Genomic DNA, 13286 nt, shown 5'->3' with positions numbered 1-13286 from the left:
GCCGTCCACCGGCTGTGCAGAAGAAAAACTTTCCCGGTCGGCGCAAGATCAGTTCGAACTGTACACACGGGTACGCGCTTCCCGAACACAGGTAAGGGTCTAACATCCATTGCATCGCTTACCTGTGGACGATTAGATTGGTGCACATGACACAGGCGTCCGCGACCCCCAAGGCCACCCGGCGACAACACGACCGCGAGATTGTCGCACTCGCCGTTCCGGCCTTCGGCGCGCTCGTCGCCGAGCCCCTCTTCGTCATGGCCGACAGCGCGATCGTCGGCCATCTGGGCACCGCCCAACTCGCCGGTCTCGGCATCGCCTCGGCCCTGCTCACGACAGCCGTCAGCGTCTTCGTCTTCCTGGCCTACGCCACCACGGCCGCCGTCGCCCGACGTGTAGGAGCGGGTGATCTCCAGGCTGCCATCCGCCAGGGTATGGACGGCATCTGGCTGGCATTGCTGCTCGGTGCCGCCGTCATCGCCACCGTCCTGCCCACCGCGCCGTCGATCGTGGAGCTCTTCGGTGCTTCTGACACCGCTGCTCCCTACGCGACCACCTATCTACGGATCTCGGCCCTCGGCATCCCGGCCATGCTGGTGGTGCTCGCTTCGACCGGGGTACTCCGCGGACTGCAGGACACCAAGACTCCGCTCTATGTCGCCATCGCCGGCTTTGTAGCCAACGCCGCCCTCAACGCAGGCCTCGTCTATGGCGCCGACCTCGGCATCGCCGGCTCCGCCTGGGGCACAGTCATCGCCCAGTGGGGCATGGCCGCCGCCTATCTCGTGGTCGTCGTTCGAGGAGCCCGCAGGCACGGCGCCTCCTTGCGCCCCGACGCCGCAGGGGTCAGGGCCTCCGCCCAAGCCGGTGTCCCTCTGCTCGTCCGCACGCTTTCCCTGAGGGCGATCCTGATGATCGCGACAGCTGTCGCAGCTCGCCTCGGTGACGCCGACATCGCCGCCCACCAGATCATCCTGTCCTTGTGGAGTCTGCTCGCCTTCGCGCTGGACGCCATCGCCATCGCCGGGCAGGCCATCATCGGGCGCTATCTGGGCGCCGGCGACACCGAAGCCGCCCGCCAGGCATGCCGTCGGATGGTGGAGTGGGGCATCGCGGTCGGAGTCGCTCTCGGCGTGCTGGTCGTTCTCTCCCGACCGCTGTTCCTTCCCCTGTTCACGAGTGACTCCGTGGTCAGGGACACTGCTCTGCCCGCATTGGTGATCGTGGCTCTCTCCGAGCCGATCTGCGGTGTCGTCTTCGTCCTGGACGGCGTACTGATGGGAGCGGGCGACGGACCCTATCTCGCCTGGGCCATGCTGATCACCCTGGCTGTCTTCGCTCCGGCAGCGTTGCTCGTCCCGGCACTGGATGGCGGTCTCACCGCACTGTGGGGAGCGATGACACTGATGATGGTGATCCGCATGCTGACGCTCTGGCTGCGCACCCGATCAGGCCGCTGGATCGTCACCGGCGCGACCCGCTGACCGTTTCACGTGAAACAACGTGAGCGGTCACGTTTCACGTGAAACACCACGCGTTCCACAACCGGTCGGACATGCAAGAGGGGCCGTACCTGATAGGCACGGCCCCTCTCACAATACTCACGACAACCGCAGCGGTCAGGCCGCGACGACCTCGATGTTGACCTTGGCGGCAACCTCGGGGTGCAGACGCACAGACGTCTCGTGGGAGCCCAGGGTCTTGATGGGCGAACCCAGCTCGATGCGGCGCTTGTCGACCTCGGGGCCACCGGAAGCCTTGATCGCGGAAGCGACGTCGGCAGGGGTGACAGAACCGAAGAGACGACCGGCGTCGCCGGAGCGGACGGCCAGACGAACCTTGACGCCCTCGAGCTGGGCCTTCACCTGGTTGGCCTGCTCGATGGTCTGGATCTCGTGGATCTTGCGAGCACGACGAATCTGCTCGACGTCCTTCTCGCCGCCCTTGGTCCAGCGGATCGCAAAGTTCCGCGGGATCAGGTAGTTGCGAGCGTAACCGTCCTTGACGTCGACGACGTCGCCCGCGGCACCGAGGCCAGAGACCTCGTGGGTGAGGATGATCTTCATTAGTCGGTCACCCTTCCCTTATCGCGCGGTGGAGGTGTAGGGCAGCAGCGCCATCTCACGGCTGTTCTTGACAGCCGTGGCGACGTCACGCTGGTGCTGCGTGCAGTTGCCGGTCACGCGGCGGGCACGGATCTTGCCGCGGTCGGAAATGAACTTCCGCAGCATGTTCGTGTCCTTGTAGTCCACGTACGTGACCTTGTCCTTGCAGAAAGCGCAGACCTTCTTCTTAGGCTTGCGCACAGGCGGCTTCGCCATGGTGTTTCTCCTGTGTGATCAAGAAGTGTGGGTACGACCCACCCCTCGGCCCAAGGCCTAGAAGGGGGGCTCGTCCGAGTAGCCGCCGCCACCGCCGCCGGAGTTTCCACCCCAGCCACCGCCACCCTGGCCGCCGGCCGGGCTGCCACCGGCGGGAGCACCGGTCGCCCAGGGGTCGTCGGCCGGAGCGCCGCCGCCCTGCTGACCGCCGCCGGGGCCACCGCCCCAGCCGCCGCCACCCTGGCCGCCACCGCCACCGCCGCTGTAACCGCCCTGGCCACCACGTCCGGCACCGCCGGCAGTCTTGGTGACCTTGGCCGTGGCACTGCGCAGGCTGGCGCCGACTTCCTCGACGTCCAGCTCGTAGACCGTGCGCTTGACGCCCTCACGGTCCTCGTAGGACCGCTGCTTCAGCCGGCCCTGCACGATGACGCGCATGCCTCGCTGAAGCGACTCGGCGACGTTCTCCGCCGCCTGACGCCAGACCGAGCAGGTCAGGAACAGGCTCTCGCCGTCCTTCCACTCGTTCGTCTGACGGTCGAAGGTGCGGGGGGTGGACGCGACACGGAACTTCGCGACCGCCGCACCGGAAGGGGTGAAGCGCAGCTCGGGGTCATCGACAAGATTGCCGACGACCGTGATGACGGTCTCGCCTGCCATGGGGAACCTCTCGGCGGGTTTGCTGCTCTGGCTGCTTGGTTGCTGCTACTCGAATCCCGGGATCAGCTGAGCGGAAGCTCAGTGGGTCTCGGGGCGGAGGACCTTGGTCCGGAGGACCGACTCGTTCAGGTTCAGCTGGCGGTCGAGCTCCTTGACGACCGCAGGCTCGGCCTGCAGGTCGATGACCGAGTAGATGCCCTCGGGCTTCTTCTTGATCTCGTACGAGAGCCGACGACGGCCCCAGGTGTCGACCTTCTCGACCTTTCCGTTGCCCTCACGGACGACGGAGAGGAAGTTCTCGATCAGGGGGGCGACAGCGCGCTCCTCCAGATCGGGGTCGAGGATGACCATCACCTCGTAGTGACGCATGTGGAACCCACCTCCTTTGGACTCAACGGCCACGGTCGTTCCGTGGCAGGAGGGTTGTGATGCGTACGCAACGGTATCGGCCGCCACTGACAATCGGGGCTTCCTCGCGGTAGTCCCGGTCGTGACATGGGCAGACACCGTGCAGACGGTACAGACTACCCGCACACCGGCTTCCGGTTGAAATCCGGCCCTGGAGGCGGTCACTCTGTACACATCGGGTGTGTATGGCGCTACCGTGCGCCGTCTTCCGCAGGAGGTGCCCTATGGCACAGGCAATGCGACCCAACACCGCCGGAGGCCTTTTCGCCACGGACGGCAAGCCCCACCCCCTCCAGGACACGCTGCTCGCGGTGACCCTGGTGCTGGGCATCACAGCTTTCGTCTCGGCGATGTTCCACAACCTGCACCTGCTCAGCTCCTGGACCGGTCTGGTGGGCATCCTCACCGGTGCGTACGGCCAGTGGATCTCGGAGACGACCCGAGAGCGCTTCGGACTGATCCTCGGTCTCGGCGCCGCAGCGGTCGGTTTCTTCCTCGGCATGGCGCACGGCGGCCTCTTCGGTGGAGTCATCAGCTGACGCCACGGGCACTGTCCGCTCGACACCACCCAAAGCACCACGGAACGCCGCGGCGGCCCACGAGCCGGGGCGCAGGTCCCGTACGCCCAGTCAGGGCGCTCTCAAGGCGCAGTAGGCTTCGGCGCGAGAGCCGGAGCCCCTGTACCCATGGGGACACACCAGCCCGAGGAGCGCCCCGAAATGAGCCTGACCCTGAGGACGATCAGTCGCGAGCAGCATCTGGCGTACATCCAGAGCCTGCCGTCGGCGAGCCACATGCAGGTTCCGGCCTGGGCAGACGTCAAGGCGGAGTGGCGCTCCGAGAGCCTCGGCTGGTTCGACAAGACCGGCGAACTCGTCGGCGCGGGTCTCGTCCTCTACCGGCAGCTGCCCAAGATCAAGCGCTACCTCGCCTATCTGCCCGAAGGCCCGGTCATCAACTGGTTCGCGCCGAATCTGACCGAGTGGCTGGAACCGATGCTCGCGCACCTCAAGCACCAGGGTGCCTTCTCCGTGAAGATGGGTCCGCCGGTGATCATCCGGCGCTGGGAGGCCACCTCCATCAAGGCGGGCATCCAGAACCCGGACGTGAAGCGCCTGCGCGACATCGAGGCCGACTTCATCGAACCGCGCGCCTTCGAGGTCGCCGACAAGCTGCGCCGCATGGGCTGGCAGCAGGGCGAGGACGGGGGAGCCGGTTTCGGTGATGTGCAGCCGCGCTACGTCTACCAGGTGCCGCTCGCGAACCGCTCCCTGGAAGAGGTCCACAAGAACTTCAACCAGCTGTGGCGCCGCAACATCAAGAAGGCCGAGAAGGCCGGCGTCGAGGTCGTCCAGGGCGGTTACGAGGACCTTGAGGAATGGCAGCGGTTGTACGAGATCACGGCGGTGCGCGACCACTTCCGGCCCCGCCCGCTGTCGTACTTCCAGCGCATGTGGACGGCCCTCAACAGCGAGGACCCCAACCGGATGCGGCTGTACTTCGCCCGGCACGAGGGCGTGAACCTGTCGGCGGCGACGATGCTGATCGTCGGCGGCCACGTCTGGTACTCCTACGGCGCCTCCGACAACATCGGCCGTGAGGTCCGGCCCTCGAACGCGATGCAGTGGCGGATGCTGCGTGACGCCTACGCGCTCGGCGCGACCGTCTACGACCTGCGGGGCATCTCCGACTCGCTGGACGAGACCGACCACCTCTTCGGTCTGATCCAGTTCAAGGTGGGCACGGGCGGCCAGGCCGCCGAGTACCTCGGCGAGTGGGACTTCCCGCTCAACAAGCTGCTCCACAAGGCCCTCGACATCTACATGTCGCGCCGCTGACGTCGCCCTCTTCGCTTCAATAGCTCGCATACCTCTGATACACCGCAGCCACCAGAAAGGTTCCGGGTCCGGCCATGGCGCTCACGCTCTACGTCGACACCGCGCGCTGGCGTGCGCACCACAAGCACGTGCAGGAGCAGTTCCCGGGGCTCGTCCCGGTCTGCAAGGGCAACGGCTACGGCTTCGGGCACGAGCGGCTGGCGGAGGAGGCCACCCGGCTGGGCTCGGACGTCCTCGCCGTCGGCACGACCTATGAGGCCGCTCGGATCAAGGACTGGTTCGGCGGTGACCTGCTGGTGCTGACGCCGTACCGACGGGGCGAGGAACCCGTGCCCCTGCCCGACCGGGTGATCCGCTCGGTGTCGTCCATCGACGGGGTCTACGGCCTGGTGGGCGCCCGCGTGGTCATCGAGGTGATGTCCTCGATGAAGCGGCACGGCATCAGTGAGCAGGAACTGCCGCAGTTGCACGCCGCCATAGAGAACGTGCGCCTCGAAGGATTCGCGATCCACCTGCCGCTGGACCGCACCGACGGCTCGGACGCCGTCGAGGAGGTCATCGGCTGGATGGACCGGCTGCGCGCGGCCCGGCTGCCGCTGCACACCATGTTCGTCAGCCACCTCAAGGCCGAGGACCTCGCCCGGCTGCAGCAGCAGTTCCCGCAGACCCGCTTCCGGGCCCGCATCGGAACCCGGCTGTGGCTCGGGGACCACGACTCCACGGAGTACCGCGGCGCCGTCCTGGACGTCACCCGCGTCTCCAAGGGGGACCGCTTCGGCTACCGGCAGCAGAAGGCGGCTTCTGACGGCTTCCTGGTCGTCGTGGCGGGCGGTACGTCACATGGTGTGGGTCTGGAGGCCCCGAAGGCCCTGCACGGCGTCATGCCACGCGCCAAGGGGGTCGCCCGGGCCGGCCTGGCCACGGTCAACCGGAACCTTTCTCCGTTCGTCTGGGGCGGCAAGCAGCGTTGGTTCGCCGAACCGCCGCACATGCAGGTCTCCATCCTGTTCGTGCCCTCGGACGCCCCGGAGCCGAAGGTCGGCGAGGAGCTGGTGGCCCATCTGCGGCACACCACCACGCAGTTCGACCGGATCGTCGACCGCTGATCGCTGATCGCTGATCGCTTCGACAACCGCTCGCGAAAAGGCCGTACACGGGTTTCCGTGTACGGCCTTCACACGAGTGGCCCAACTGGCGTACGCCACACAGGTGCTGTTCGCTCAGAGCGAACCGTCGGTGCCTTCCCTGTCGCTGCCCCACTCCACCGGTCCGTCGAAGTGGGCCGCGTGCCGCGGCGGATGGGCCGCGGGACCCAGCACGAAGACGTCCTCGGCTCCGTCGAGCACACCCCCCGAGGGATCGTCGTCGCCAGCCCTGCGCACCACGTCCCGTTCTGGCATGAGGATGTCGCGCAGGACCATCGCGCACAGGTACGCGGTGCCCATCAGATGCAGCCCGATGGCCCAGTGGTAGCCGTCGGTCGGCAGACCCTTGTGGGCGTTGCCGCTGGTCGTGTACGCGAGGTACATCCAGATACCCAGGAAGTACGCGACCTCGCACGCCTGCCAGATGAGGAAGTCCCGCCACTTCGGCCGGGCCAGCACGGCCAGCGGCACCAACCACAGGACGTACTGCGGTGAGTAGACCTTGTTGGTGAGGATGAACGCAGCGACGATCAGGAAGGCGAGCTGGGCGAAACGCGGTCGGCGCGGGGCGGTGAGGGCCAGCGCCGCGATGCCCACGCAGCACAGCAGCACGAGCAGCGTGGCGAGGACGTTGACGGTTTCGGTGCTCAGCGGGTCCGTCGAGTTCTGGGCCATGATCAGCCAGAAGGAGCCGAAGTCCACGCCCCGCTCCTTGCTGAACGTGTAGAACTTCGACCACCCGTCGGAGGCGAAGTACATCACCGGCAGGTTCACCACGAGCCAGGAGACGACCGTGCCGGCCAGGGCCTTGCCGAAGTCCCGCCACTTGCCCGCCCGCCAGCACAGCACGAACAGCGGCCCGAGCAGGAAGACCGGGTAGAGCTTCGCGGCCGTGGCGAGCCCCAGGAGGACTCCGAAGGCGAGCGAGCGGCTCCGCGCCCACATCAGCATCGCGGAGGCGGTCAGAGCGACCGCCAGCAGGTCCCAGTTGATGGTGGCGGTCAGCGCGAAGGCAGGCGCCAGGGCGACCAGCAGACCGTCCCAGGGGCGGCGGGCGTGGGTACGGCTCACGCAGACGACGATGACGGCCGCGCAGACCATCAGCATCCCGGCGTTGACCATCCAGTACCACTGCTCCTGGTGCTGAATGCTGCCGCTTCCGGGCGTGAGCCAGGCGGCGACCTCCATGAACACACCGGTCAGCACCGGGTATTCGAGATACTGCATGTCACCGGGAAGCTTGTCGAAGTACGGGACGAGTCCGTCGGCGAAGCCGCGTCCCTGATAGAGGTGCGGGATGTCCGAGTAGCACGCGTGGGTGTACTGGGAGCTGGCGCCGAAGAACCAGCCGCCGTTGTAGCAGGGCGCCTTCTGGACCAGGCCGAGCGCGAACACGCCGATGGCCACGAGCGCGATGACCCGGACGGGCGTCCACCAAGAGGTCCCCAGAAGGGCACGCCGCCCGAGAGGGCCGCCGATGAACTCGCTGCCGTTCCTGGAGACCTCGTCGTCCTTGGTCGGACGCACTGGGTCCGAGTCGTGCACGCTCGCTGGCGTCGATTCAGCACTGGGCATGCGGCCCATCCTGCCGTACGAGGCTAGGAGTACGCCGAGGGCCACCGCACCGTCAGTGCGGCGGCCCCGTGGACGGGCGGAATCAGCCGTCACCCCACGCGCCCTCCGCATACGCCAGGTAAACGCCTCCAGTCTGCATTAGAGGTCGCTTCCCCTGTTGTTTCAACCTGGAATCGGCGTTTGATCCCGAGCTGTCATGTCGCGCCCGGAGACGGTGGCCTCGCCGGTGAGGCATACCGCCGAACAGCGATTGCGCTCAGGCGCGCAGGGTCAACTGCGGGACATAGCAATCGTTGCCCATTCCCAACGGCCGCTCCGACACGGGAGCACGAATCCGTCCTGGCTGCATTGAAGTTTTGACGAGTTCATGGCAGACTTGTCCCATACATAAACCGACAACGCGATCCGGTTCACAAATAGACCGGACAATAAATGGGGGGGCAATGTTTAATTCCAAGCTCACGCGCATGGCGGCGGGAGCCGCAGGCGCCGCCGCGATGATTGTCGCGACAGCGAGTCCGGCCTTTGCCGCAAACAAGACCGTAGACATAGGCCATGGCTACATGACCTTCATTGACGACGGAGACGTCTTCAAGATCTGCGACACCCAGGCGGATGGCAAGGGGGTGTATGGTGCGGTTTTTTATAATTCGTATTTCACCACCTCCGGCTACGAAAGAGTCATGACGGTCTCCGACGGCGGCGACAGCGGATGCGGCAGCAAGGGTTACAACATCGGTAATTCTGGCAGCTATACGTTCGTCATCTGCTGGGGAAAGTACCCGACTAGTGCATTCATGGACCCCACCATGGGTGAACCGTGCAACGATAGTGGCGAGTTCAACGAATAGTCGCCAGATGGTCCACCTGGGCGACTAGCTGGACACTTCGTGAGGGGTCGTCGGCTTGCTGACGACCCCTATTTGCTTGATTGCGGGGAACACCGCCAGTTGCAACCCTGATGGTGGGCTGGGCAACCGGCTACATTCAAAAAAGCCGCTACCCTCGACCCCCTTTGACGGTGATTTTTGGTGGGGTTTTCGAAGTCTGGGCAGGCTGATGGCCCGGTTGTCGCGTCGAGGGTGCGCCGGGTTCCACGGCTCCGGTCGGGCTGGTGCTGCTCGCAGGGACGGGGATCGTGCTGGTCAGCCGGGGTTCGGGAGAGTGTGGAGCCGATCCAGGGCATCGCTGATCCCGTCGGTCCAGGGCCAGTGCTTGGCCAGGCGGAGGTAGCGCTCGGCCGGTGGTGATGAGTTGGGCGGCGGTGGAGAACAGCCGAAGCCGCAGGCGGCGGGGCTCCCACAGGCGGGGCTTAGCCGGTCAACGCGAGCAGGGGCCTCCAGGCCAGCAGGTCCAGGGCGATCCGGATGATCTCCAGCCAGATCTGGCTCTGTGCGGCGTCGTGGAGGGGGAGGTTGCGCAGCCCCGTGGCGGGCAGCGCGGATGCGGTCCTCGGCCCGGGCCCGCTGGCGGTGTTGTAGTTCGAGGGTGGCGATCGCCTTCCTGGTCGTGTTGGTGGCGAAGGCAGGTCAAGCGCATGCCGTCAGCGTCAGTGAAGCGCAACTGGGCGCCGGGGTGCGGCCGTTTCTTGCGCACGATCAGGCGCAGTCCCTTCGGCCAGCCGTCCGGCAGTCGCTGGCAAGGTCGGCCACGCATGCGCCGTCGCGGATGTCGCCGTCGGGTTCCACGGCCGGGGTCCAGGCCGAGGCCGGAACCTTGAGGACGGCCTGGTGATGGCGTCAGTGATGGTCATCCCGACCGAGTACGACAGCCACCTGCCGCGCTGGGCGAGCCGGGCGACGAACTCGCGGGTGCCGCCGCCGGGGTCGGCGCGGATCAGCGTCTGCTGGCCGCGCCGCAACCGCTTCAGCATCTGGTCCAGGGCCAACCTGGTGGCCCCGATGTGGTCGGCGGCAGTGTTGGAGCCCGCGTAGCCGGGCCGCACCAGGACCACGACCGGCTCTCCGGACCCTCCGCGGCCGTGGTCGACGAACCCCATCAGCGGGTGGTCGCGGCGGCGTCCTGCCTCTCGGAGTGGGCCAGGACAAGGAACCCGTCGATGTCCACGATCACCTGCCCCGCGGTCCACCCGGCGCCGGCTTGCTGATAAGTCGGGAGAACGTGGCTTGAAGGCCACCGGAACACGGCCGACCCAGCTCGCAGCAGGCCCACATCGGCCAGTCAGTCCCCGCCCAGCGTTGCGGCGAGCGCTACATCCACCGGCTCTGCACCGCCCTCGGTTCATGCCACGGCACGAGCGCCGCCGATATCGCCGTATCCAAGCCGGCCTTGCGGATCGTCTCGACACCAGCACAGCCCCGGCCTGCGAGACGACGCCGCGGCCGCCGCCTTCGACGCGGACACGCAGGTAGGACCCGATACGCTTCTTCACCTGGAAAGTGCCTCCGGCCGTGGCAGGAACAAGGATCTCAGCGATCCCAATTCTCGCCGGTCAGAGGCACTTTCCGATTTCTTGATCACTAGCCGGACGGCCCGCCTCGTGAAAGCGCGAGGCTAATGACTACCTGGTCGAGCCGCCGAAGAGACCCCCATTGCCATTGCCGTTGGTATTGCCGCCGTTCCCCTCCGTCGATGTGGCCGTAGGCGTCGGGGTCACACCTCCGTCGGTGCCACCGTTGTCCGTACCGCCCGAGTCGTCGCACTGCCAGTCGAACCGGCAGGTCTCGGTCGCTGTGGGCGTCGGTGTGGTGAGCGTCGGGGTGGGCGTCGGGGTCGGAGTCGGGGTGGCCGACTCGGTTTCACTGGGCGTCGGAGTGGGCGTCGGGCTGGGCTCCTCGTTGACGATCTCACCGATGGGCTGCGGCGTCGGGAAGTCGATCGACTCCTCGCCCTTCAGCGCCTGCTCCATGTAGTCGTGCCAGATCTCGGACGGGAACGAGGCACCGTGGATCTTCTCCTGGCCACCCGTGCCGTACATCTGCAGGAACGTGCGGTTCTTCTTGGTCTCGTCGTCGTCCAGCCGGAACATGGTGATCGACGTGGACAGCTGCGGGGTGTACCCGACGAACCAGGCGGACTTGTTGCCGTCGGTGGTACCGGTCTTGCCCGCCACGTCACGGCCGGTCAGCTGGGCGTTGGTACCCGTACCGTCCTCGACCACGGTCTTGAGGACGTCGGTGACGTTGTCGGCGACCTTCTTCTCGAAGGCCTGCTTGGGCTTCGCCTTGTGGATGAAGACGTCCCCGTCCTTGCTCGTGACCCTCTGGACGGAGTACGGCTCGTTCTGCTTGCCGCTGGCCGCGAAGGTGGCGTAGGCGCCCGCCATGCGGATCGCGCTGGGGTCGGAGATGCCGATGGAGAAGGACGGGAAGCTCGTACCGGCCAGGCTGTCCTCCTTGAGACCGGCGTCCATGGCAGATTCCTTCACCTTGTCCAGACCGACGTCCATGCCGAGCTGCACGAAGGCGGAGTTCACCGACTCCCTCATCGCCTCACGAAGATCGATCTGGTACTTGGGCGGAGAGCCGTAGGACTGCTTGCCGTCGTTCTCCTGGTTCCACTCCTTGCCCTTCTCGTTCTTCCAGATCGAACCGTCGTAGTTCCTGATCTTGAGGTCGTTCTTGCCGCTGAACAAACTCTTGGCGTTGACGACCGTGCGCTCGTCCTGCGCCTGGCTCTCACCCAGATCCGGATCGCGCACTCCCCACTTCATCGCTGCGGCGAGCACGAACGCCTTGAACGTGGAGCCGACCTGGGCACCGGTCGAGTCGCAGTTGTTGGTGAAGTGGGTGGTCGCGTCCTCGCCGCCGTAGCAGGCCCGGATCGCCCCTGTGGCCGGTTCCACCGACGCCCCGCCGAACTGGACATAGGTGTCCTTGTCCGGGCGCTTCTTGGGGTCGATGTTCTCCTTGCGGACCTTCTTGACCGCTGCCTCGAGCTCGCCGACCTTCTTCTTGTCGAAGGTCGTGTAGATCGAGTAGCCGCCCTGCTGAAGCTGGTCGGCGCTGATGATTTTGTTGTTGATCAGGTACGCCTTGGCGAGGTCGACCAGGTAACCGATCTGTCCCTTGAGCTGCGTGTTCGACCGGGGGTTCTGCCAGGCGGGGAGCGTGGTGTACTTCGCCCGCTCGGTCGCGCTGAGGTGGTCGTACTCGACCATCTTGTCCAGGGTGTCCTGCATCTGCCGCAGGGCCCGCCTGGCGTTGTCCTGGGGCCTGGCATTGGCCGGGTCGATGGAGGTCGCGCCCGCCGGGTCGTAGTACGTGGCGCCCTTGAGCATGGCGGAAAGGAAGGCGCATTCGCCCGGGTTCAGGTCCTTGGCGTCCTTGTTGAAGTACGCGCGCGCGGCTGCCTGGATGCCGTAGGCGTTGCGTCCGTAGTACGCGGAGTTCAGGTACTCCGCCATGATCTGGTCTTTGTTGACCGTGGCGCCCACCTTGATGGAGATGAAGATCTCCTTGAACTTGCGCGTGACCGTCTGGGACTGGTCGTTCAGGAGCGCGTTCTTGACGTACTGCTGGGTGATGGTGGAGCCACCCTGCGTGTTGCCGCCCCTGGCCATGTTGAACACGGCGCGGGCGATGCCCTTGGGGTCGATGCCGCTGTCGGTGTAGAAGGTCTTGTTCTCCTGCGACACGACGGCGTACTGCATCGCCTTCGGGATCTGTGCGAGATTGACGATCTGGCGGTTGGTCTCACCACCGGTGGAGACCATCTCGGTGTCGTCGGACCAGTAGTAGACGTTGTTCTGCGACGTCGCGGTCTCGGCGATGTTGGGAACGCTCACGAGCGCGTAACCGACACCGGCGACCGCGACCAGGCTTCCGATGAAGCCGATGAACAGGCCCGTCACCAGCTTCCAGGACGGTACCCAGCGCGCCACGCCGTACTTGCCCGCGCGCGGATAGTCGATATACCGCTTCTTGCCGGCCTCAGCTGCGCGACCCCGGCCGGTCGGCGCCCCGCGCCGGCTCCCGCGGCCCGGCTCCGCCCCTCTGCGGCGACCACCGCCGCCCGCGCTTCTCTGGGACGCACGGCGGGCTTCGGCGCGGCTGCCGTACGGACGTTCCTCGCCTCCCGGACCATACGAAGCCGACTCCTGGGAGCTCGTCCCATAGGAGTCCGCAAGAGACCCGGTGGCGCCTCGCGGAGCCGCACGGCGGCCGGAGGACGAGCCGGACTGGCCGCGTCGGGCCGCGGCACGTCCGCCTCCCTGCGGCTGCGGCGGTTTGCGACGGTGCTCGCTCATCGAACGACTACTCCTCGGGCAGGCGCACCTTTGCGCGCCTGGAAACGGCGGCTGGTTTCCGGTCCCCCCGAAGTACGGATGTGGTCGGTTCCGCATTCATCCGTACCGCACCGGGACAGCGACGCCCCCC

The 13286-nt window shown here is 66.4% G+C and carries 11 protein-coding genes and 1 pseudogene; 5 read left to right on the top strand and 7 right to left on the bottom strand.

What is annotated here, in order from left to right; genetic code table 11:
• Positions 1–146: 146 nt before the first annotated feature.
• Complete coding sequence (locus D1369_RS20565; protein ID WP_086023210.1) at positions 147–1484, top strand: MATE family efflux transporter; 1338 nt, start codon at positions 147–149, stop codon at positions 1482–1484.
• Positions 1485–1619: 135 nt separating this feature from the next.
• On the opposite strand, the gene rplI is transcribed toward D1369_RS20565, so the two are convergent.
• The 4 genes from rplI to rpsF form a co-directional block, all read right to left on the bottom strand.
• Positions 1620–2066 (bottom strand): 50S ribosomal protein L9, encoded by a 447-nt coding sequence (gene rplI, locus D1369_RS20560; RefSeq protein ID WP_007383256.1) that lies wholly within the window; start codon positions 2064–2066, stop codon positions 1620–1622.
• 18 nt (positions 2067–2084) lie between these two features.
• Complete coding sequence (gene rpsR, locus D1369_RS20555) at positions 2085–2321, bottom strand: 30S ribosomal protein S18 (RefSeq protein ID WP_003949403.1); 237 nt, start codon at positions 2319–2321, stop codon at positions 2085–2087.
• A 57-nt stretch (positions 2322–2378) separates the two neighbouring features.
• The gene (locus tag D1369_RS20550) at positions 2379–2981 is read right to left on the bottom strand and encodes a single-stranded DNA-binding protein (protein ID WP_007383257.1); all 603 of its coding nucleotides are present in this window, start codon (positions 2979–2981) and stop codon (positions 2379–2381) included.
• A 78-nt stretch (positions 2982–3059) separates the two neighbouring features.
• Positions 3060–3350: a 30S ribosomal protein S6 gene (gene rpsF / locus D1369_RS20545; protein WP_007383258.1), complete on the bottom strand. Its 291-nt coding sequence runs from the start codon at positions 3348–3350 to the stop codon at positions 3060–3062.
• Positions 3351–3613: 263 nt separating this feature from the next.
• Here rpsF and D1369_RS20540 point away from each other — a divergent pair, with 263 nt between their 5' ends.
• The 3 genes from D1369_RS20540 to D1369_RS20530 all read left to right on the top strand — a co-directional run bounded on the left by D1369_RS20540 (position 3614) and on the right by D1369_RS20530 (position 6333).
• Complete coding sequence (locus D1369_RS20540; RefSeq protein WP_007383259.1) at positions 3614–3928, top strand: hypothetical protein; 315 nt, start codon at positions 3614–3616, stop codon at positions 3926–3928.
• 180 nt (positions 3929–4108) lie between these two features.
• Positions 4109–5227 carry a peptidoglycan bridge formation glycyltransferase FemX gene (femX, locus tag D1369_RS20535; protein ID WP_007383260.1) on the top strand — a complete coding sequence of 373 codons (1119 nt, stop codon included), beginning with the start codon at positions 4109–4111 and terminating at the stop codon, positions 5225–5227.
• Between the two features lie 74 nt (positions 5228–5301).
• Positions 5302–6333, top strand: a complete 1032-nt coding sequence (locus tag D1369_RS20530) for an alanine racemase (protein ID WP_007383261.1) — start codon at positions 5302–5304, stop codon at positions 6331–6333.
• A 114-nt stretch (positions 6334–6447) separates the two neighbouring features.
• Here the strand turns inward: D1369_RS20530 and D1369_RS20525 are convergent, their stop codons facing one another.
• A complete protein-coding gene (locus tag D1369_RS20525) occupies positions 6448–7947 on the bottom strand; it encodes a glycosyltransferase 87 family protein (protein ID WP_037900755.1) in 1500 nt (499 codons plus the stop codon).
• Positions 7948–8390: 443 nt separating this feature from the next.
• On the opposite strand from D1369_RS20525, the gene D1369_RS20520 reads away from it, so the two are divergent.
• Entirely contained in the window at positions 8391–8798 is a 408-nt protein-coding gene (locus D1369_RS20520; protein ID WP_007383263.1) for a hypothetical protein, read from the top strand.
• A 294-nt stretch (positions 8799–9092) separates the two neighbouring features.
• On the opposite strand, the pseudogene D1369_RS20515 reads toward D1369_RS20520, so the two are convergent.
• Together D1369_RS20515 and D1369_RS20510 are read right to left on the bottom strand one after the other, a co-directional pair.
• Positions 9093–10339: pseudogene (locus D1369_RS20515) on the bottom strand (transposase).
• 129 nt (positions 10340–10468) lie between these two features.
• On the bottom strand, positions 10469–13156 hold the full coding sequence (locus D1369_RS20510) for a transglycosylase domain-containing protein (RefSeq protein WP_082319422.1): 2688 nt from the start codon (positions 13154–13156) through the stop codon (positions 10469–10471).
• Positions 13157–13286 lie beyond the last annotated feature (130 nt).

It is taken from the genome of Streptomyces sp. CC0208, from assembly GCF_003443735.1.
GTDB lineage: Bacteria > Actinomycetota > Actinomycetes > Streptomycetales > Streptomycetaceae > Streptomyces > Streptomyces sviceus.
Note: the sequence above shows the minus strand (reverse complement) of the source record. Positions and strands in the feature narration are given on the sequence as shown.

Excerpts from the sequence above, each read along its gene's own strand:
- D1369_RS20520 (WP_007383263.1), top strand. The coding sequence starts at position 8,391 with ATGTTTAATTCCAAGCTCACGCGCATGGCGGCGGGAGCCGCAGGCGCC.
- D1369_RS20510 (WP_082319422.1), bottom strand. The coding sequence starts at position 13,156 with ATGAGCGAGCACCGTCGCAAACCGCCGCAGCCGCAGGGAGGCGGACGT.
- rpsF (WP_007383258.1), bottom strand. The coding sequence starts at position 3,350 with ATGCGTCACTACGAGGTGATGGTCATCCTCGACCCCGATCTGGAGGAG.
- D1369_RS20540 (WP_007383259.1), top strand. The coding sequence starts at position 3,614 with ATGGCACAGGCAATGCGACCCAACACCGCCGGAGGCCTTTTCGCCACG.
- rpsR (WP_003949403.1), bottom strand. The coding sequence starts at position 2,321 with ATGGCGAAGCCGCCTGTGCGCAAGCCTAAGAAGAAGGTCTGCGCTTTC.
- D1369_RS20565 (WP_086023210.1), top strand. The coding sequence starts at position 147 with ATGACACAGGCGTCCGCGACCCCCAAGGCCACCCGGCGACAACACGAC.
- femX (WP_007383260.1), top strand. The coding sequence starts at position 4,109 with ATGAGCCTGACCCTGAGGACGATCAGTCGCGAGCAGCATCTGGCGTAC.
- D1369_RS20530 (WP_007383261.1), top strand. The coding sequence starts at position 5,302 with ATGGCGCTCACGCTCTACGTCGACACCGCGCGCTGGCGTGCGCACCAC.
- rplI (WP_007383256.1), bottom strand. The coding sequence starts at position 2,066 with ATGAAGATCATCCTCACCCACGAGGTCTCTGGCCTCGGTGCCGCGGGC.
- D1369_RS20550 (WP_007383257.1), bottom strand. The coding sequence starts at position 2,981 with ATGGCAGGCGAGACCGTCATCACGGTCGTCGGCAATCTTGTCGATGAC.
- D1369_RS20525 (WP_037900755.1), bottom strand. The coding sequence starts at position 7,947 with ATGCCCAGTGCTGAATCGACGCCAGCGAGCGTGCACGACTCGGACCCA.